The sequence below is a fragment of the Acetoanaerobium pronyense genome (assembly GCF_017874355.1).
GTDB classification, from domain to species: Bacteria; Bacillota; Clostridia; order Peptostreptococcales; family Filifactoraceae; genus Acetoanaerobium; species Acetoanaerobium pronyense.
Map to the genome: position 1 here is coordinate 1 of NZ_JAGGLI010000012.1, position 20,716 is coordinate 20,716.

Here is a 20,716-nt window from a genome sequence, read left to right on the forward strand (position 1 = left end):
TACTTTTTTAAAGTCATTGACTAGGTTATACTAGTTTTATAGAGGGGGTCAAATTTATTCGTAATTGGGGGTCAATATTAAGTGTAAATCAACACCAGTTTTAAAATTTGGGTAGTTTTTTATATATTTATAGTTTTTTAAGTTTTTAAAGAACCTTCTAAATGATTTTCTATTATCCTATTGACCTGATCAGCTACCTTCATATCATTGATTTTGTATGCAAGTCTAAAATTCAGCATAAGTATATTATATTGATAATGAATAGTTAACTCTCCCATATCCTTTTCCACTTTTTTTACTTCACGCCAATTGAAGGCCAATTTGTCACTTACAATTCCCTTTGTTGTGATTCTTTCCTTTGATAAATAGGACAGACCTATCAATACCATAATCAAAAGTGGTGCAAGGTTTAAAAAAAGCTTTAGAAACAAATAGCTTTTCTGTATATCATAATAACCATAAAAAACAGCCTTTGTTATTTGAAATTTTATATCTATGATTATTGTAACAAGATAAGCAGATGCAATAATTAGATTAATAAAAAAAAATAATTTAGAGTATTTTTTTTGAAATGTTTTTTCCCTTATATAGATTATGGGATTGCCAAAAAATAGTATTCTGTATATTTGTTTTATTATTAAAATTATTATAGTTGTATAAAAAATTATAAGGATAAGACTAAGAAAAATATCTCCAAACTTAAAGTTCTCCATTAATTCCTCCACGGACATTCATCCAAAATAATATTTCAAACTTTAGTTTCTCCATATATTAGATTACAATCTATGAATATCAAAAGAACCAACCCGATTAAGTTCGAGTTGGTCCCCTCTTTGATAAATCCCGATCAAAGATCCCCCTGGTGAATTCTCTATCTTACCCCATTAAAAACCTTAAAAATCAACTCTTTCGCTATAAATTCTAGGTATGTCCTCAGGTGCTGCAAAGCCTATTGCTGGATTAAGTAAAATTATAGAGCATGCTAATAAAAGTGTCAGAACGGTAACCTTAAACGATTTTTTGACCATTTCTCATCACTCCCTTACATTTATTTATAGTTTAATGGATAATATGAAAATATAAAAGCCGCATGAATGTCGCATTAATGAATATTGACTTTTTGATATTTTTTATTTCTAAAATGATATAATATATCAAAAGGAGGTGCTTCATGGATGCTTATATTATAATACAGAGGCTTTCATATGCATTTTTGTTTGGACTTATAATAGGATTAGAAAGGCAGTTTAGACATAGAATGTCAGCTGTAATAACTAATGTCCTTGTAGCACTTGGTGCCTGCCTTTTTCTTATGTTTGGATTTAATGAGGGTGCAAACGAAAGGGCAAGACTAGCTTCTCAGGTAATCTCAGGAATAGGATTTCTTGGCGGAGGAGTAATAATTAGAGACGGCTTTACAATAAGGGGATTAAATACAGCTGCAACTCTTTGGTGCTCTGCTGCTGTTGGAGTCCTTACAAGTCAAGGCTATATAGTTTGGGCTTTTATAGGTAGTCTTTTTATAGTTGGAACAAATCTTCTTTTAAAGCCCTTGGCTCTTAGGGTAGAACATAGTAAATATGGAAATAGAGATACAGAGTATAATTACAAAATAAAACTAGTATGTTCGATTGACCAAGAGGATATAATTGTACAGGGTTTTAGAGATGCTATTAGTAATAAGACTATAACTATCAAAGGTCTTGAAAGCAGATCGTCTGATGAAAAGGATACTGCAAATATCAAAATATATATAATAACCTTTGGTCAAAAAGAAGAGGATATTGGAAAAATATTGGGAAGCCTTAAAAGCCAGTTCCATATAACCTCATATAGCTACGATCTTGAAAACTAAGGAGATAATATGTTAAAACTAACTGCTGTTTTACTTATGCTTATAGACCATATAGGTGCAAGTCTTTATCCTGAAATCTTTTGGCTGAGGCTAATAGGGCGACTTTCTTTTCCTATATTTGCTTTTCTTATAGCCCAAGGAGCAAAAAAAACCAGAGACATATCAAAGTACCAAAATAGACTTCTTATATTTTCAATAGTTTCCCAGCCTCCGTTTGTATATTTTTCAAGACGAGTATCTTTAACGACTGTAGGTAATCTTGAATTTATCTTAAAATCCTACATTCCAAATATAGATATGCTCGCTGAATATTCCTTACAGGGACATCCAGGATTTAATGTTGGATTTACTTTTTTATTTGCGCTTATCTCCATCAGACTTTTAAAAACTGTATATGGAGAAAAAGGCTCTTCAAACTCAGGTTCAAACATACTTGCTCATTTATTTATATTTCTATTAATGGCTTTTTCTATTATAGTTAACACCGATTACTCAGCTTATGGCATTGCTATGGTTATAATATTTTATGTGACAGATATTTATAACAATAAAATATTTTTAAGACTTCTTGGGATTCTATTATTTTTATTAAACCCGTTTTCAATGATAATTCAAAGCCTCACGATTTTTTCTGTTTTAATAATTCGTAAGATAAAAGATAAGAAGCCATTCATTCTTCCCAAATTCTTTTTTTATGGCTTCTATCCGATACACCTTCTGATTTTGGGCTATATCATGAGGCTTTAAAACTTAAAGAAAATATAAAAAGTCCCTAATGATAAATAAAATGAATCCTATATAAAGGACATTTTAAATATCTCTTGGGACTTTTTTTGAAAATGGTAGTAGTTATTTTATTAATCTTCCATCTGTAGTTACTGTTATTTCACTATAAGGAACTATATTTTCTGATTTTAGCATTGCCTCTTTAACCGCATAAGTAATTCCACTACAACATGGTACTTCCATTCTTACTACAGTTATACTCTTGAAGGTGTTGATTTTGAACATTTCTGTGAGCTTTTCTATATAGTAGTTTGTATTGTCAAGCTTTGGACATCCTACAAGTACTACCCTTCCTTTAATAAAATCTTCATGAAATCTTGAGTATGCAAATGCAGTACAATCAGCTGCAACCAACAGGTCTGACCCTTCAAGATAAGGTGCTCTTGTATGCACAAGACTTAGCTGTACAGGCCATTGTCTGAGTTCTGAACCCGTATTTAGTGATATATCCTTAAACTGAGGAGGAGTATTTTTTAAATCTAATTTTTCTTTGGCAATTTCCTTCATTCTTTCTTCTACTAGCTCCTTATCAAAAGCTTTAGCCTCTCTTTCGTCCATAGTTATAGCATCTGTAGGGCATTCAGGGAGACAGTCCCCTAGTCCATCACAATATTCATCTGAAAGAAGCTTTGCCTTTCCGTCTACCATTACTATGGCTCCTTCATGACAGGCATCTACACAAAGCCCACATCCGTTGCATTTTTCTTCATCTATTGTTATTATTTTTCTTATCATTTTTTTCATCCTTTCATTATTTAAATCTAATATAAACCTCTTATGACTCTATTTTATATTATAATCCTTTTAAATTCTGTAACCATTGTTACTTTTAAACATTTATTTCTAGATTTTCAGGATATTTCTATAAACAAAATCTATAAGTTCAATAAAAAATCCAAATACATCTTTTGTTGTTATTTTATAAAGTTCAGTATTTTGAACTACTAATCTTGTATAATTAATTTATAAAATAAAATTGGAGGGTGTTTAGATATGCTTGGTAAATTGTTCAAAAAACAAATAATTCCTAATAAAAGTACTAATAAAGATGAAATAAGTATAGAGAGAATCAAACAAATTTCAGAAAAATACTATAGAGATGGAGATTTCTTTTGCTCAGAGGCAGTTGTAAAAACCATACGAGATGAGTTTGAGCTAGATGTAAGTGATGACGCCATAGCTATGGCTTCAAGCTTTCCAGTTGGCGTAGGAGGAGCCGAATGCATCTGCGGGGCTGTTGTTGGAGGCAGCATGGCTATAGGAATGGTATTTGGGAGGACAAAGGCTAAAGACAAATCTGTTCAAAAAAGCATGAGCTTATCTAAAGAGCTTCATGATACATTTAAAGAGAGAAATAAAACTCTATGTTGCAGAATCCTAACCAAAGGCATGAAAAAAGGTGATAAGGAGCATATGAAGCAGTGCATCAGATTTACAGGAGAGGTCGCAGCTGATACTGCAAGAATAATGGCAAGGGAAATGAATCTCAAAATCATAGATTAGTACATAAAAAATCGGCTAGTAATATAGCCGATTTTTACTTATCTTCCTTTATAAAGAATTGGTGCAGCTCCAAAGAGTATTCCCGCTTCAAGGGATTTTCTTTCCATCATGATTAGCTCGTCGGCTATATGATTCATATTCCTCATATCTGTTGGCTCCATGATGTTTTCTATCTCTTCATTTGTATTTCTTTTAAGGAAGATATAATGTTTCCATAATCTATTTTTTATTTTTTCCAAGCTAGATGGTTTTCTTAAAATAAGGAGAGCTTCATTTCTTATGACTTCTGTAAAATCTCTATCAAATCCTTTAGGTGACTCTGCAATTTTTTTACCTATTTCTCTTGCTTTTATTTCATCTATTTCTTGGCATAAAAATTTTATAATATGCCACATTTCAAATAAATCATTTTTTGTATTTATCTCAACTTCTTTTAGCCATGCAAAAGCATGAAGCCTTCTTCTCCAGTCCCATCTTCTTACAGGGCTCTGAAGATCTGCAGCCGGAATCAAAAAGAATCCCTCTTCAAGAAGCATTGCTCCAAAAACCCCTGGTGGCTTTCCAAGCCTTTTATTTTTGAGAGTGGTTCTATAAACGCCACAAGAAGGACTTCCTTCCATGTAAACATATGCATATACTCCAGCTCTTTTTAGGGTATCCATACAAGAATTACATCCTGCAAGGAGACTTTCTGTAACATCCTTTCCCTCTCTGTTTTTTATTACCGCATTTTTAGTTAGTACATCTGCACCACTGTCTCCAACTACTCTTATAGGACTTCTAGGGATTCCCATTCCTGACATGGTCTCTGGACACACAGGGTGCCAAGTGAAATAAGTCTGCTCTCTACCAAAGAGATCCGCCATATTCCACCCTTTTTTATTATATCTAACTTTACATCCAAACATACATGCGCTTATGCCCAGCTGTATTTTTTCCTTCAAAATCGTCTCCATAATATTTCCCCCAATTTCATAAGTTAAATTTTTATTTTAATATTATTTCGCCCAGAAGTCTTAGCTTCATATAAAGCCTCATCAGCTTTTTTCACTAATTCCTCCAATGTGTTCTCCTGACTTAATCCTGCTATTCCAACACTTACAGTATATGTGATTTTTTTGCCATCAGACACCACTTCTTGAGACTGTACTTCTACTCTTATTCTTTCTGATACTTTACAAGCTCCTTCTAAAGAAGTATTTTCAAGTATAAGGAGAAATTCTTCACCACCTATTCTTCCTACTACATCATTTGACCTTACAGACCTTTTGAGAATTTTAGAAAAGTTTCTTAGTACATCATCTCCAGCAGCATGGCCATAAATATCATTGATGGATTTAAAATGGTCTATATCTATCATCATAGCACAGACAAGCTCTGGACTCTCGTCTTTTTTATCAATAAAAATCTTTGTGCCCTCTTCCATAGCCTTTCGCCTATTATAGACCCCGGTAAGGAAATCTGTATATGACATTTCTTCAAACTTTTTGGCTAACTCTCTTTCTTTAGTTATATCCTCTCTTATTGCAACAAAATTGATGATTTTATCCATTTCATTAAATATTGGTGATATTGAGGCTCTCTCCCAATATAGAGTGCCATCCTTTTTTTTGTTTAAAAACTCACCTTTCCATGTTAATCCAGAGTTTATTGTATCCCATAGATTTTTATAAAAAGCATCATCATGATGTCCGCTTTTAAATATTTTTCCGCTTTTGCCCTTTACCTCTTCAAAATCATATCCTGTAACCCTAGTAAAAGCTGGATTTACTTTTTCTATAAGTCCATTTACATCAGTAATTAGGACCACAAAATTGCTAGCTTCAAAGGCACTTTTATATTTTTTTAGCTCAGTTGTTAGAGTATATTTTTCAGTAACGTTGTTTATTGATATCAAGTGATCTTTGGATTTTGTTTTCTCAGATTCCCTTGTAGTATTTCCTATTTCAATAATCATTTCCCTGCCTGATTTTCCTTCAATCTTATAAATTGCAGATTTGTCAGTAATATTTTCAATATTTCCTGATGGAAAATATGTTGAAATTGTCTTTTCTATATCTTTGCCAATAACATTACAATCACTTCCACCTATTTCATTAAATATAGAAATTGCAGTCTTATTTAAATCAAGTATTCTTCCTTTCACGCTTACGGAAATAATTCCATAATCCACAAGGTCCATAATTTTGTCTCTATCCGAAGGAAGTATATTTAAAATGTCATATTTTTTAACTCCAAATAAAAAAAATATATTCGCTAAAAGGAGTAAATAAGCCATAAGATCTATATACATTAAAAAAGGTGAAATTTTTAAGGTTTCAAATACTATGAAAAAGCTCCCTACAAAGGGACTAAGTACCATAAGGAGTACAAGTAATACCCCTTTTCTCTCCTCATCTCTTGATTTGAAAATTTTGGGTAATAAAATCAGCATCCCAGAAATAGCAAATATATAGTTTATAAAATACGTTATATTAAGCAATAAACCTGGACGGACTGCATAAAAACTATATCCGTTTATTTTTAATAAACTATATTCCCTAAAAACAAGGTTAGGATTTATTTTTAACCACATTACAAATCCTATATTTATTATTGGCCAAATTATTAAAAATTTCAAAAGATGTTTATGAGTCCAATCGATGGAGTCTGTATATTTTACTATGTATAAAAATATCCCAACTATAATAATACTAATAGCAAGATATTTCATTGCTCCGAAAAAAAGCCCCACGCTTATTGTATTTGACCGAATTTCAAAATAATAAAAAACTGCCCAAAGAAATTGTCCAATTATAGCTATTGATATCTCAGGAATCTGTATGTTTTTAATATTTTTATATATATAGTTGCCCACATATATACTTATACTAATGGATAGAAAAAGTATAAAGAAAATTATATTCGTTATTTCCAAGCTAATTCCTCTTCTTTCTTCATTAAATCATAGTTCGCTTTGTAGAATATTATTTATTTAAAAATTATTTACTTTTATATTATATCCGATAATTTGAATTTATAAATACTAAATTAGTGTTTTTTTAAAAAAGCATCCTGTTATTTTAAGACAGGATGCTTTTTCTTAATTGTCCCCAAATTTGGCACTTTCTAATTCCTTATCCAAAAGTTGTTGTATTTTAACTAATTTTTTATGCATAGGGCATTTTTCAGACGCATCTCTTGTACATCCACTTTTATCCGCTATACATTTATTTAAATATATATCTCCTTCTATTGCTACAATTACATCCTTATATGAAATAGTTTCAGGTTTTTTTGCCAAAGAATACCCTCCGGATACTCCTCTATAAGCTTTTGTAATCCCTGCAGCATTTAATTTTCTTAATATTTTAAGTGCAAATCTTAGTGGAACCTTTTGCTTCTCAGCGATTATTGATGCTCCTACTGTACTTTCTTCACTAATAGATAAAAATTGAATTATTCTAAGTGCATAATCCGATTCTTGAGTTATTTTCATATATTCTCCTCCTATATTACTCCTTTAGGACTTTGGCTAGACTTTATAATTACATTACTGGAGATAAAAGCCTACATATAGATTCTCCTGCTTTTTGTAAAAATCCTCTTCTCATAAATTCATCATACTTTATTTCGTCAGATAATTCCATGTCTTTTCTAAAAATTTCTCCGTACTTTCTAGAAGATTCAGTATCGTATATAAAAGCATTCACTTCAAAATTAAGGCTAAAGCTTCTTATATCTATATTTGTTGTTCCAATAGAAAGTACTGCATCATCTATAACTAAAGTTTTGGCATGTAAAAATCCTCTATAGGTGTATACTTTAATTCCACATTTAAGTAAATATTCAACATAGGAAATACTACCCATATAAACAAATTTTTTGTCTGGTATTTTAGGTATCATTATTCTAACATCCACACCTGACATAGCTGATATTTTTAATGCCTCTAAAAAGGCGTCATCCGGTATAAAATATGGTGTTTGAATATATACATAATCCCTTGCTTCATTTATCATCTTAATATATCCATATTTCACCTGTTCATCTAATGAATCTGGTCCACTTGAAACTATTTGGACTCCAATATCACCTGCTGGTTTTTTTATTTCAGGATAGTGTCTTTCTAGGGAGTAATCTGCCCCCTTAAAGGAATGCCTAAAATCCATCATAAATCTAAGCTCTAGAGCATAAACACTACTGCCTTCAAGTTTAAGGTGTGTATCTCTCCATGGGCTCATTTTTTTGTTTTTTCCAAGATATTCATCACCTATATTAATCCCACCTACATATCCTATATTTCCATCTATAACAACTATTTTCCTATGATTTCTATAGTTGGCTCTCCATATCTTTCCTTGAAAAAATCTGCTTACATTTCCTCCAGAGTCTATTAATGGCTGAAATATTTTATATGAGGTTCCAAAGCTTCCAATTGGGTCATAAAGAAGATTGACCTCTACTCCTTCCTTAGCTTTTTGAGATAGCGCTTTTATTATTTCATTGGAAATTTCGTCATTTCTTATTATAAAATACGCAATATGTATATATTTCTTTGCATTTTTTATATCATTTAATAAGTTCTCGAATTTGGTTTTAGCATCTGTAAATATTTTTATTTTATTGTCTTGGCTAAAAGGAGCATTATCAGAAACCAAATTCATAGTAACAATACTTTTGTATTTTTCAATATTTTTATCTTTAAACTTTATTTCCTTATTTTCAAGACTTTTCCTTTGACTTGATACAAATTCTCTAAGCTTTCTATCCTCATCTTCTTTTAACTCGAAGAGTTTTTTTCTGCTGAGATTTTGACCTAACAGAAGATATAATAAAAATCCTACTACAGGTAAAAATGTAACTGCAAAAATCCATGCTATTGTATTGATTGGTCTTTTTCGTTCAATAAAAATAAGTGTAATTATTAGAATCATGTTTATAATAAGTGCAATATTGATTTCAAATGCCATAGCTTCTTCTCTCCTTTCTTTATTTAAGCAATGTAGTATATATATTATCCTCTAATATTTATTATTACTCAATATATTTAGAAACTTAAGCAATTTTTCATTTTATTCTAATTTAAAATATAATATTTCAGAAAAAAAAATCGGGCAAATGCCCGATTTTTATATATTTAAGTTATTTAAATGTATGTTTAGTTTCTATGCTGCTTTGTTAGAAACAGCAGAAGCATTTTGTTTTTTGAATATTCCCATAGGCTTTCCAAGTGGAAGGAACTCTCTTCCAAAGTGACCATTTGCTAAATGAGCTATCGCACCGTAAAATCCTAGTATTGATATTATAAGCTCTGTCCATGCAGCCATCATGTGCATAGTATGAGTCATAATCCCAAGTGTAGATAATGTAAGTCCTAAAAATAGGAAATCTATAAAAACAAGTATTATAAATAAGTGCTTATTTGTTTCTGTCGCTACGAGTGTAGCGCCAAGACTGAATATCAAATACCCTAAAAATGCAAATCCAAGCTGGCGTACGTCAGCGTTTTTAGCCATAGCTTCGCCAAACATTCCGTTTTGTATCATCCATGTCATAGCAACTGATAACCAAAAGAGTCCATAAGCTCCAAAGACTGTAGTACCAAAAACATTATTTTTTTGAGCATCCTTTACAGCTGCAAAAAGCTGTGCGATTGCTCCAAGAAAAATAGCCCAAGGTATAATTAGTGCAGACCCTTCTGTAATTCCTAATTTTTGTGATGCCGCAACTAAGGTTACCATAGCAAGCCCAAACTGACCTAATGCAGTAGGATCCGCTGTTACAATTTTACTTTCTGACACCTGACTTGTTTCCATTTCATCCTCCAAGATTTGATAAAATAATTAAACACCCGTCTTCTAAAGTATCAAATTGTAAACTTATTGTCAACATATTTTTGATTTATTCCCCCAATTTCATATCTCCTTTTTTTATGTATCCTTTTTTCTCCATGAATCTACAGATAAAATAAGATATAATTCCTGGAAGGATAAAATGAAGGAGAGCTATACCCATTAAAGCTGAAGATCCCATAGCATCGATTGTAGAGAACTGTCCCACAAGCCCACTAGTTCCCATTCCAGCTCCAACGCTTGTTGCCCTCATCTTAAAAATTGTAGTTCCAATAGGTCCAAGTATTGCACTTGATATAATGGGTGGAATCCAAATCAGAGGATTTTTAATGATGTTTGAAATCTGAAGCATTGATGTCCCTAGCCCTTGAGAAATAAGTCCTCCCATTTTATTTTCTCTATATGACATCACAGCAAATCCAACCATCTGACTACAGCATCCTATAAGTGCTGCCCCTGCTGCTAGTCCTTCAAGTCCTAATGAGATAGATATTGCTGCAGAGCTTATAGGAAGAGTAAGTATCATTCCCATTACTATAGAAAGTACTATTCCCATAGGTATAGGTTGAAGCTCTGTTGCCAGATTGATAAACGCTCCAATATTTTTCATTATAACTGAAACAAAAGGTCCTACAATGATTCCAGCAAGTCCTCCAGCTATTATTGTAGTTGCTGGTACAAGGACTATATCAACTTTAGTCTTTCCTGCTATTCTTCTTCCTATCTCAGCTCCTGCAAGTGAAGCTATAAATGCACCTACAGGTTCACCAACAGCAAGAGTCGCTCCAACATCTGTTATCATAATGCTTCCAGCTCCTATTGCACCTGTAGCTAAAGATGCAAATACTACAAGAGGGCCTGCACCAATTGAATTTGCTACCGCTGCACCTATAGCTGGTCCCATAAGAAGCTGAGCTGTCCTTCCAAATGTTGAAAGCTGAGATATGGAGCTTATATCTCCTATTTGTTTGAGAATCAGCCCTATTATTAAAGAAGCAAATAACCCAAAAGCCATCCCATTTAATGTTTTAACAAAATAATTTTTCACTTATTCATACCTCCATAGAAGTGTATATTCAGGTGTCTTGTCACCCTAAGTGGTAGTATACTACTTTATTCTGTTTCAATCAAGTATCCTTTTTCTTTTAAATTCCTTATTATGTCATTCATATCTTCTTCGCTGTCTGCTTCTATAGTATGAAAATGAATCCCATCAGTAATTTGGGAAAGGGGCTTGGATGTACTTTTCTTGAGATTTTTCACAAGATTTTTCACTTCTTTTCTAGATGAGAGGTTTAGAATTACTTTTATATCGCCATAGACCTCATGCTCTACAATAACATCAAGGACCTTTCCGCCATTATCTATAATGATATTTAATTCTTCTTCAAGCTCTTTTAACTTTCCATGCTTTGAAGCAATTACCTTTCGATATGAATTTTGATTCTCCTCTGATATCATATATCCTTGGGGAGTAGCGATTATATTTATGCCTTTAGCTCTAAGTATAGCTATATCTTGTACTATAACCTGTCTACTCACATCAAACTCTTTTGCAAGTTCTGATCCACTAATATATTTTACTGCTTCCTTGAGTCTTTTTTCTATTTCTATTCGTCTTAGATTCGTCTGCATAAATAAACCTCCAGATTCTATATAATTAAATCAATTTTCTTATATATTATTTTTACCATATAAAACTGATTGTATACCACTATATTTCGGTAAATATTTAATAAAGGAGGGGGATTTAATGCAAAATAATTATGATGGATTAATCGTATTTCTTGGAACTATGGATCTTGAGGCAACCGACAGATTTTATAAAGAAGTCCTAGGTCTTACTTTATACAAAGACCAAGGTCTGTGTAAGATTTATGACGTTCCCGGAGGAGGAAAGATAGGTTTTTGTTCTCATCTTTCAATATGCAAATCTAGTGATGAACCTATTATTACCCTTGTGACCAAAGATGTGGACTTAGCTTATGTTAATCTTACAACAAGTGGAATGCATCCTCATGGAGAGCCTCAAGTAAATACTCAGTTCAATATTAAAAACTTTTTTACAACAGACCCTAACGGATATATCGTAGAGATTCAATCTTTTCTTGATGAAGGTGGAATAGACATTTAGAATTTAAAAAAGGGCTAAAGGAAAAATCCTATACTGACTCCCTAATATAATCATCAGTACAGGGAATTCATTTTTTTCCTTTGGCCCTTATATATTTTTATTTTTTTATTTTTTTGAAATCCTCTATTTTATTAATCAAAAGCTGAGGATCCGACCCTTTTACAAAATAACCGTCAGCCCCTTTTTCTATAGCTTCATTTTGGATTCCTTTATTGTCATTTCCTGAAATCATGAGAAATTTCAAATCTGAAAACTTATCTTTTATTTTTTCTAATAGCTCTATACCTGACATTTTATCCATTAGATAATCACTTATTATAAGATCGAACTTCTTATTTTTTAGAGCTTCAAGTCCTTTTTCTCCGTCATCAACTGCCATAGATTCATATCCTAAAGTCTGAAAAATCATCTCCAGAACTTCTATATAATCTTTATTATCATCCACTATAAGAATTCTATACTGTTCCCTCATATTTATCCTCCACAGGCAATTTTACTATTACTGTTGTCCCTACTCCCTTTTCACTCTCTATATTTATCTCTCCAGACATATTAAGAATCTCGCTATAAACAATATATAACCCTAAACCTGTTCCCTTACCTATTGGTTTTGTGGTATAAAAAGGATTAAAAATATCTTCTATAATCTCTTGGTCAATTCCTTCTCCACTATCTCTTATGCTAATAAAAATCTCTTTTTCCTCTAAAAAGAATTCTATGTCTATTTTTCCTTGTTTAGAAATAGCATACATACTGTTGTTTAATATATTATTAAATATATGGTCCAGTACATCTTCATATGCCTTTATATAAATACTTTCATCTCCACTTACATTAAATTCGATGTCTTTTTTTTCATTTCTCAAGCTATCCATACTCTTAGATTCAATCAGACTATCAAAGTAATTTTTAAGATTAATCTTCGTTTTCACAGAATCATTATTCCTAGAGAAGCTCAAAAGCTCATCAATTATTCCGCTAGCTTTATCTAGCTGTTTTTCTATTGATTCAATTGACTTTATAGTCTTAGTTTCATAGTCATTATTTAATTTCATCAAATAAGTATAATTCCTTATAACTCCAATTGGATTTCTCATTTCATGGGATATTCCAGCTGCAAGCTGTCCTATCGCCGCCATTTTTTGAGCTTGAAATATATCTTTTTCTTTTTTAAGAAGCTCATCTGTCTTTTCTCTAACCTTAAGCTGAAGCTCTTTATTATTAAAATGAATTCCATAAGCAGTTAAAATTATTAAAAGTGTAAGAAGAGCTCCTAGAAAGTATCTGTTTCCATAATAATATTTTTCTTCTGTTATTGGTGTTGATATTCCAAACCATTTTTGCTGAATTTTTTCCATGCTATTTTTTGTTTTAAGACTATAAATTCCTTTATTTATAATATTAAGAAGAGTCTCCTCACCTTTTGGAAGTGCAAGCATTACAGGATGTTCGTATACTGGTGTTTCAGCTATATTGGCTTCTAAGCTTCTCTCTTGTAGAAAATAAAAAACCACAGGCTCATCCCCTATAATTAAGTCTACCTTTCCTTCCTTCAATAGCTCTACTGATTCACCTAAATCTTTGGTATATATATAGTTTATATCTGTATAATTAGTTTTTAAGTATTCCTCTGCATAATCCCCTTTTTGAACTGCAATTGTTGAAGAACTGATGTCATCTGCACTTTCATATGCATAATCAGTATAAGCAAACACGCCTCTAAGATTATATATAGGAATCGAAAAAATAAGATTTTTTCTTCTTTCCTGACTTGAAAACATATCGCATATATCAGTTTCCTTGTTGACGAGTGCCTCTATCGCTTCTTCCCAGGGGAGAGGTCTATACTCTATTGTAGATTCGATTTCTACAGACAGAAGGTTAATATAATCTATTACTATTCCCTTATACTGATTATCTACAGGATCTACAAATCTAAGAGGCGGCGCATTTTTATCTGCTCCATATACTATACTTCCATGCTCTTGAAGATACTCTATTTCCTTTTGAGTAATTCCTTTTGAGTGTCTCATATATTCAACTATAGATACTCCCGTATTCAAAAGTCCCAAAAACATCCACAGTGTTGGTACGGAAAGAAAAAAAATAAAAGCTAATATAATAATTCTTTTTTTCAAATCAATCTTCCTTTTCTTAGCAATTAATATTAATTGCTCTAAGTCTTATTCACTATATTATAGTATATAATTAATACTTATTATCCTCTTTTTGAGAAAATACTATATATTTCTTCCCTTTCAGATTTAATCATTTCATAATCTATTCCTTTTCTCAAATTAGGCTCAATCTTATCCATAATATAGTTAACAAATTTTAATGTAATTACTCTATTCTCTTTTGAAGCTTTTTCCATAACGAATCTTAAAGATTTTAATATAGATAGAACTACTGATATATCTCCATTTCCATAATAAATTATTTGATAGAAAGTAAAGTATAGTTCTTTATTAAAATCTATCGCTTCAAAGATAGCTCTACCTTCTTTATTATCATCTTCGAATACCAAGTACCCTTTTTCTAAATCAGAAAGTTTCCCTAAAATCACCCCCAGCATAAGTATGCAATGATTAGCAGTGTTGGGGTCATTAATTCCAGGAGAAATTGCCCTTAGAGCGATTTCTACAATTTTTTGTATAGAAAAATTAAAGTCCTGTAGGTCAGTTTTTTCACTTCCAATAGTTATAAATGAGAGCACTTGATTAATATTTTTTTCTTCAAATTTAGAGATTTCTTTCACATGAATAGACATTATCTGTGTGTCATCAGTAATAAATTGTCCAATTACTTTTTCTAAAATTATAGTACTTTTTGTTTCCTGTGCAACTTCATATATACCCTCATAGTCTATAAGCTGAATATATCCATTTTCTTTACTTGTAATACTTAAAACTACTCCATATTCATAAATATCTAATTCCCTTGTGATTCCCCATTTATTTACCATGTTTTTATATTCGCTAACCTTTTCAAATGAGCTTTCATTAAGCCTTTGTATAAGGTTACTTGCCTGTATATAATTGCCCACATGGTGAACGAAAACCGCAAAATAAACCAAGCAAATTATCGCATATATTACCCCAATTGTTGCAGATATTACCATCATTTCAGAGAGAGATTGTCTCATAAACAATAATGAAAATATGGAGTATACAAAGCCTCCCATAAATACTCCTAATATCTGCATTGTAATTTTATTCGTTAAAAAATTTTCCACTGTCCGAGGAGAAAATTGTGAGGAATACATTGTAAGTACCACCATAGTTGTTGAAAAGGTAAATATGGTCATAGAAAGAAGTGCTCCTGCGATAGTAGCTAATACAGTTTCAGCTAAATCTACAGATGTAAAAAAAATTTCAGGCATATAATTTTCTATATCCAAAATCCATCTAGAATCCAGAGTTATAATAAAAATGGAAAGAATAAGAGAAGTTATACTATAAAAAATTGGATATACCCATATACTTTTTCTAAGCTTTAACAGCCATCTCATTAACCTCATATTCTCGTCCCTCCATTCATCAAGTATCTTCTCTTACTTTTATCCACAATACATAATGATTAATCACTTCTCAATATTCATTTTTCTCTTTTTCATCTTATAAATCTATGATACTATTTCATAGTAAACATTATTAGGAGGTAAGATATGAAATATAATAAACTGATTCCTGAAATCACAGTGACATCTATAGAAAAAAGCATTGAATTTTATTGTAATATACTAGGCTTTGAAAAAAAATATGTAGGAGAAGACAAAGACTTTGCCTTCATATCTTTTAATGGTTCTCAGATGCTTCTTCAGGAAAACTCGAATGAGGCTTGGAAAAAAGCTGAACTTGAGTATCCTTTTGGCCGAGGAGTAAATTTTTCAATAGAAGCCCTTTCTGTTGAAGAGCTTGTACAAAAACTAGAGGAAAAGGGTCATCCTTTACTATCAAAACTTGATGAAAAATGGTATAAAAAAGACGGGGAACTTCATGGTGAAAAGCATTTTATGTTGATGGATCCTGATGGTTATCTTCTTAGATTTATGGAAGATTTAGGAAGCAAACCTCTTTAATACACAAAAAACTTCCAAAGTAGATAATCTAATTTTTTGACTATCTATCTTTGGAATTTTTTTATTATTGTTCTAATAGAGTTATTTTTTAAGGTTTATTCTGAAAGAGTGAGGCTTTCATTTGCCATCACTTTGTTCATGGTCCTCATTGCACATATTTTTCCGCACATTGTACAGCTATCCTCATGCTCTGGTGAAGATTCCTCTCTATATCTTTTTGCTTTTTCGCTATCGAGTGCAAGATCAAACATTTTGTTCCAGTCTATTTCTTTTCTTGCCTTGCTCATTTCATTATCCCAATCTCTAGCTCCTTTTACATTCTTAGCTATATCTGCAGCATGGGCAGCTATTCTCGATGCTATAATCCCTTCTTTCATATCATCAAGTGTAGGTAGCCTAAGGTGTTCAGCTGGAGTAACATAACATAAAAAGTCTGCTCCATGTGTAGCAGCTATAGCTCCTCCAATTGCAGAGGTTATATGATCATATCCAGGAGCTATGTCTGTAACTATAGGCCCTAGTACATAAAAAGGAGCTCCATGACAAAGCTTTTTCTGAAGTATCATATTAGCTTCTATCTCATCTATAGACATATGTCCCGGTCCTTCAATTATAATCTGTACATCCTTTTCCCATGCTCTTAGGGTTAGTTCTCCAAGGGTCATCAGCTCTTTTATCTGACATATATCTGTGCTATCATTAATGCTTCCAGGTCTAAGTGCATCTCCAAGGCTAAGTGTGACATCGTACTCTCTACATATATCAAGCAGCTGATCATAATATTCATAAAATGGATTTTCCCTGTTGTTTAGCTCCATCCATGCATAAAGAAGAGATCCTCCTCTTGACACTATATTTGTAAGCCTCTTATTTCTTTTGAATATTTCAACCGTTTCTCTATTTAGCCCAGCATGGATAGTCATAAAATCCACTCCATCCTCTGCATGCTTTTTAACTACATCCAAAAACTCTTTTGGAGTGATATCCTTTATATCTCTATCATAAAAGCCCATTGCATCATAAATAGGCACAGTACCTATCATTGCTGTTGATGTCTGCACAAGCCTTTCTCTAAATTCATGGGTTTTTCCATATGAACTTAAATCCATTATTGCATGCGCCTTCATGTCTATTGCTGTCTTTACTTTCTCCATCTCCTTGTCAACATCTGCGCAGTCTCTTGATATTCCAAGATTTACATTTATTTTTGTACTAAGCCCTTTTCCTACCCCTTCTGGGTCCAGCATTTTATGATTTTTATTAGCAGGTATTGCAACTTTCCCGGTTGCAACAAGTTCCATTAAAACTTTCTCATCTATTTTCTCTTTTTCTGCCACCCTCTTGATTTCCTTTGTTACGATACCTTTTTTTGCAGCTTCCATTTGAGTACTATACATAATTTCATCTCCTAATATAATATTGTCATAGTCACTTATGACTATGCAGTCTGATTTTATTTGAAAATTTCAAAAAAGATATAACTCTACAAACTCATAAATTTTTCCACTAAGATATTTGCAGCTTCTTTTGGATTTTTATCTCTTAATATCCCAGATGATATACATATTCCATCAAGATTCAGCATTTTTACTATATGGATATTGTCTTTATTTATTCCTCCTATCCCAAGAACAGGAATATCCACACTACTTTTTATTTTTTTAATATCATCAAAGTGAATTTTTCTAGCATCTGATTTTGTATCTGTCTCAAAAATTGCTCCAACTCCTATATAATCAGCACCATTTATTTCAGCCTTAGTAGCTTCATCTATATTTCTTGTAGAAATTCCTATAAGCTTCTCAGTTCCCATAATCCTCCTTGCTATATCAAGAGGCATATCTTCTTGTCCAAGATGAATCCCTGAAGCATCTATAGCCAAAGCCACATCGATTCTATCGTTTACTATAAGTGGTATGTTGTATGAATCAGTTAATGCCTTCACTCTTTTTCCAATCTCTATATATTCTAAGGTAGAGCAGTTTTTTTCTCTAAGCTGAACTATTTTTACTCCCCCTAAAATGCTTTGCTCTATTTTATATAAAAATTCATCTAGAGATTCGTTTCTATCAGATATAAGATAGAGGGAATAATTTATTTTTTTACACATATTCCACTTTCCCCTTTGTTTTAAGTGTTCTTGAATCTATACTATGAACATAATCCATCATCCTTACTTTGAAGGTACCTATCCCTTCGTTGTTTCTAAGGCTAGATTCAGCCATCTCTCCAGCTATTCCTATTGACAAAAGTCCAAGTATAGCAGCTTCAAAGTTACTCTTTGAAATAGAGCAAAAATTCGCAATAAGTGAGGCCCCCATGCAACCTGTTCCTGTGACATCTCCCATCATAGATGTTCCATTTTTTATTTTTGCAACTCTATCTCCATCAGTTACTATATCTACATCTCCGCTTACAGCAATTACAGAGCTGTATTTTTTTGCAAGTTCTTTAGCTATGATTAGAGCCTCAGTACTTTTGTGAAGAGAGTCAACTCCCCTACCTTTCTTATCTTCCTCTATAAGACTCATTATTTCAGAGGAATTTCCTTTTATTACAGCAAACCTTACTTCTCTTAGAAGGTTATTTAAAGTATTTTTTCGAAGACTCGTTGCTCCCGCCCCAACTGGATCAAGTATTACAGGAATTCCCATCTCATTTGCCATCTTACCTGCCTTTATCATAGACTCTATAGTTCTTGAGTTTAGAGTTCCAACGTTTATGACAAGAGCCGATGCTATTGAAGCCATTTCTTCAACCTCATTTATATCATCAGCCATCACTGGACTTCCTCCAATTGCAAGAGTTATATTTGCACAATCATTTATAGTTACGCTATTTGTAATGTGATGTATTAAAGGTTTTTTCCCTCTTAGAGATTCAATCAAGTCATAAAATTCATCTGTTTCTTTCATAAAACTATCCTCCTTTGATATTTTCTCAGGACTATATGGTTTCAAAAAAAATAGAGGATTTGTAGGACCTGAGCCCTTTCCTATGTCAATACCGCTCTCTATAGCCGATGTGATAAAATCTTTTGCATCTCTTACAGCTTCAACCTTTGATTTCCCGTTGGCAAGGTTTGCTGCTATAGCTGAGGATAATGTGCATCCTGTTCCATGAGTATTTGAAGAATCTACCCTTTTAGATATAAAGCTATGTATATTTCCATCTGAATAAAATATATCAACAGCATCTTCTTTATCTAAATGTCCACCTTTTATAAGAATATCTCCCTTTGTATATTCCCTTAGTTTTTTAGCAGCTTTTTCCATGGATTCTTCATTTTTTATTTCAAACCCAACCAAAAGTTCTGCTTCTTTGATATTTGGAGTGATTATATCAGCTATTGGAAATAGCTGTTCAATCAGAGTATTTATTGCATCATCTTTAATTAGCTTATGCCCTGTTGTTGATACCATAACTGGGTCTAGAACTATATTTGTCAAATTTAGCTCTTTAAGAGTTTTAGATACGGTGAGTATAGTTTCTTTGTTTGATAGCATTCCTATTTTTACTGAATCCGCTCCAATGTCATTTACAACAGCCTCAATTTGAAGCTTTATAGACTCCATTGAAAGCTCCTCAATATGACTAACTCCTACTGTGTTTTGAGCAGTTATTGCAGTTATTGCAGTAAGAGGATATACTCCGTGGGCTACAAATGTCTTAAGATCAGTTTGTATTCCCGCTCCACACGATGAGTCTGAGCCTGCTATTGTAAGAGTTTTTTTCATTTATTTCATCTCCATTCACTTTATATTAACTTTCCAAACCCGTGCTTTTAAATGCATTAAGCATATTTGCAGACTTTAATATAAGAACGGCTATAATACTTCCCCCTGATGAACTTACAAGAAAAGGTACTACAAAAAAGAATGCCGCAGCCTGACTTCCAAGAAAAATCTTTGCAAGTGGAAACGCTACAAGTGCTCCGATTATTCCTGTTCCTATTATTTCTCCAAAGGCAGCCGAAGCAATATTTTTAGTTTTTTTATACAAAAACGACGCTAAAAGCGCTCCAAATATGCTTCCTGGAAAAGCAAGTATAGATCCTGTTCCAAGAATATTTCGAAGTAGAGAGATTGAAAAAGCGTTTAAAATTGCAAAGTAGGGACCAAGAAGCACGGCCGAGATTACATTGATTGTGTGCTGGATAGGAAAGCATTTTGCAACTCCAACTGGTATATATATAACATGTCCCAGAAGAGTTCCAATTGCTATTAGCATTGAAGAAAATACAAGTTTTTTAGTATTCATATGAAAAACCTCCCTTAAAATATTGTGTATATCAAATACCAAATGGTATGAAAACTGTTGGGAGGAAGTCTTGGAGACGAAAAAAGAGCATAATCCCGTAAAGGTTTATGCTCAATAAATTACATCAGCCTAAACTTCCCTACGCTGGCATTATCCAGATCAGGTTAAAGGGTCAAAGAATACATCTTTATCTCAGCCGATTGCTTCGGCACCCCTAGTTCGTTTATTAAGTTATGAGTTGATAATATCATGAAGCTAATTTT

Annotated in this window: 22 protein-coding genes and 1 riboswitch; of the genes, 5 read left to right on the plus strand and 17 right to left on the minus strand. The window is 32.4% G+C overall.

The window, feature by feature from the left end; translation table 11 throughout:
• Positions 1–137: 137 nt before the first annotated feature.
• Entirely contained in the window at positions 138–713 is a 576-nt protein-coding gene (locus tag J2Z35_RS06365; RefSeq protein ID WP_209660551.1) for a hypothetical protein, read from the minus strand.
• Between the two features lie 180 nt (positions 714–893).
• Positions 894–1,028 carry a hypothetical protein gene (locus J2Z35_RS14785; protein ID WP_281063625.1) on the minus strand — a complete coding sequence of 45 codons (135 nt, stop codon included), beginning with the start codon at positions 1,026–1,028 and terminating at the stop codon, positions 894–896.
• 143 nt (positions 1,029–1,171) lie between these two features.
• Here J2Z35_RS14785 and J2Z35_RS06370 point away from each other — a divergent pair, with 143 nt between their 5' ends.
• Positions 1,172–1,855, plus strand: a complete 684-nt coding sequence (locus tag J2Z35_RS06370) for an MgtC/SapB family protein (RefSeq protein ID WP_209660552.1) — start codon at positions 1,172–1,174, stop codon at positions 1,853–1,855.
• Positions 1,856–1,864: 9 nt separating this feature from the next.
• Positions 1,865–2,602: a TraX family protein gene (locus J2Z35_RS06375; RefSeq protein ID WP_209660553.1), complete on the plus strand. Its 738-nt coding sequence runs from the start codon at positions 1,865–1,867 to the stop codon at positions 2,600–2,602.
• A 102-nt stretch (positions 2,603–2,704) separates the two neighbouring features.
• Here the strand turns inward: J2Z35_RS06375 and J2Z35_RS06380 are convergent, their stop codons facing one another.
• Complete coding sequence (locus J2Z35_RS06380) at positions 2,705–3,376, minus strand: ATP-binding protein (RefSeq protein ID WP_209660554.1); 672 nt, start codon at positions 3,374–3,376, stop codon at positions 2,705–2,707.
• 258 nt (positions 3,377–3,634) lie between these two features.
• Here J2Z35_RS06380 and J2Z35_RS06385 point away from each other — a divergent pair, with 258 nt between their 5' ends.
• On the plus strand, positions 3,635–4,144 hold the full coding sequence (locus tag J2Z35_RS06385; protein WP_209660555.1) for a C-GCAxxG-C-C family protein: 510 nt from the start codon (positions 3,635–3,637) through the stop codon (positions 4,142–4,144).
• A 38-nt stretch (positions 4,145–4,182) separates the two neighbouring features.
• Here the strand turns inward: J2Z35_RS06385 and J2Z35_RS06390 are convergent, their stop codons facing one another.
• The 7 genes from J2Z35_RS06390 to J2Z35_RS06420 form a co-directional block, all read right to left on the minus strand.
• The gene (locus J2Z35_RS06390; RefSeq protein WP_209660556.1) at positions 4,183–5,100 is read right to left on the minus strand and encodes a DUF523 domain-containing protein; all 918 of its coding nucleotides are present in this window, start codon (positions 5,098–5,100) and stop codon (positions 4,183–4,185) included.
• Between the two features lie 23 nt (positions 5,101–5,123).
• On the minus strand, positions 5,124–7,061 hold the full coding sequence (locus tag J2Z35_RS06395; RefSeq protein ID WP_209660557.1) for a diguanylate cyclase: 1,938 nt from the start codon (positions 7,059–7,061) through the stop codon (positions 5,124–5,126).
• 165 nt (positions 7,062–7,226) lie between these two features.
• Entirely contained in the window at positions 7,227–7,622 is a 396-nt protein-coding gene (locus J2Z35_RS06400) for an RrF2 family transcriptional regulator (protein WP_209660558.1), read from the minus strand.
• Positions 7,623–7,671: 49 nt separating this feature from the next.
• Positions 7,672–9,096, minus strand: coding sequence for a cardiolipin synthase (gene cls, locus J2Z35_RS06405; RefSeq protein ID WP_209660559.1), 1,425 nt, complete (start codon positions 9,094–9,096; stop codon positions 7,672–7,674).
• A 195-nt stretch (positions 9,097–9,291) separates the two neighbouring features.
• Complete coding sequence (locus J2Z35_RS06410; RefSeq protein WP_209660560.1) at positions 9,292–9,942, minus strand: acetate uptake transporter; 651 nt, start codon at positions 9,940–9,942, stop codon at positions 9,292–9,294.
• A gap of 85 nt (positions 9,943–10,027) precedes the next feature.
• The gene (locus J2Z35_RS06415; protein WP_330623402.1) at positions 10,028–11,026 is read right to left on the minus strand and encodes a PTS transporter subunit IIC; all 999 of its coding nucleotides are present in this window, start codon (positions 11,024–11,026) and stop codon (positions 10,028–10,030) included.
• 65 nt (positions 11,027–11,091) lie between these two features.
• Positions 11,092–11,613, minus strand: coding sequence for a transcription repressor NadR (locus J2Z35_RS06420; RefSeq protein WP_209660561.1), 522 nt, complete (start codon positions 11,611–11,613; stop codon positions 11,092–11,094).
• Positions 11,614–11,731: 118 nt separating this feature from the next.
• Between J2Z35_RS06420 and J2Z35_RS06425 the strand changes: the two genes are divergently transcribed.
• Positions 11,732–12,112, plus strand: a complete 381-nt coding sequence (locus tag J2Z35_RS06425) for a VOC family protein (protein WP_209660562.1) — start codon at positions 11,732–11,734, stop codon at positions 12,110–12,112.
• 97 nt (positions 12,113–12,209) lie between these two features.
• On the opposite strand, the gene J2Z35_RS06430 is transcribed toward J2Z35_RS06425, so the two are convergent.
• From J2Z35_RS06430 to J2Z35_RS06440, 3 genes are all read right to left on the minus strand, one after another.
• A complete protein-coding gene (locus J2Z35_RS06430) occupies positions 12,210–12,584 on the minus strand; it encodes a response regulator (protein ID WP_209660563.1) in 375 nt (124 codons plus the stop codon).
• Entirely contained in the window at positions 12,568–14,250 is a 1,683-nt protein-coding gene (locus tag J2Z35_RS06435) for a transporter substrate-binding domain-containing protein (RefSeq protein WP_209660564.1), read from the minus strand. The genes J2Z35_RS06430 and J2Z35_RS06435 overlap by 17 nt, the downstream gene beginning before the upstream one ends.
• 80 nt (positions 14,251–14,330) lie before the next feature.
• Positions 14,331–15,632, minus strand: a complete 1,302-nt coding sequence (locus tag J2Z35_RS06440; RefSeq protein WP_209660565.1) for a DUF2254 domain-containing protein — start codon at positions 15,630–15,632, stop codon at positions 14,331–14,333.
• Positions 15,633–15,779: 147 nt separating this feature from the next.
• On the opposite strand from J2Z35_RS06440, the gene J2Z35_RS06445 reads away from it, so the two are divergent.
• A complete protein-coding gene (locus tag J2Z35_RS06445) occupies positions 15,780–16,193 on the plus strand; it encodes a VOC family protein (RefSeq protein WP_209660566.1) in 414 nt (137 codons plus the stop codon).
• Positions 16,194–16,288: 95 nt separating this feature from the next.
• Here the strand turns inward: J2Z35_RS06445 and thiC are convergent, their stop codons facing one another.
• The 4 genes from thiC to thiW all read right to left on the minus strand — a co-directional run bounded on the left by thiC (position 16,289) and on the right by thiW (position 20,453).
• Positions 16,289–17,593, minus strand: a complete 1,305-nt coding sequence (gene thiC / locus J2Z35_RS06450; protein WP_209660628.1) for a phosphomethylpyrimidine synthase ThiC — start codon at positions 17,591–17,593, stop codon at positions 16,289–16,291.
• An 83-nt stretch (positions 17,594–17,676) separates the two neighbouring features.
• Positions 17,677–18,303 carry a thiamine phosphate synthase gene (thiE, locus tag J2Z35_RS06455; RefSeq protein WP_209660567.1) on the minus strand — a complete coding sequence of 209 codons (627 nt, stop codon included), beginning with the start codon at positions 18,301–18,303 and terminating at the stop codon, positions 17,677–17,679.
• Entirely contained in the window at positions 18,296–19,930 is a 1,635-nt protein-coding gene (gene thiM / locus J2Z35_RS14890; RefSeq protein WP_330623403.1) for a hydroxyethylthiazole kinase, read from the minus strand. Before thiM ends, thiE begins: the two co-directional genes overlap by 8 nt.
• A 25-nt stretch (positions 19,931–19,955) precedes the next feature.
• On the minus strand, positions 19,956–20,453 hold the full coding sequence (thiW, locus tag J2Z35_RS06470) for an energy coupling factor transporter S component ThiW (protein WP_209660568.1): 498 nt from the start codon (positions 20,451–20,453) through the stop codon (positions 19,956–19,958).
• A 119-nt stretch (positions 20,454–20,572) separates the two neighbouring features.
• A riboswitch (TPP riboswitch) is annotated at positions 20,573–20,679 on the minus strand.
• Positions 20,680–20,716 lie beyond the last annotated feature (37 nt).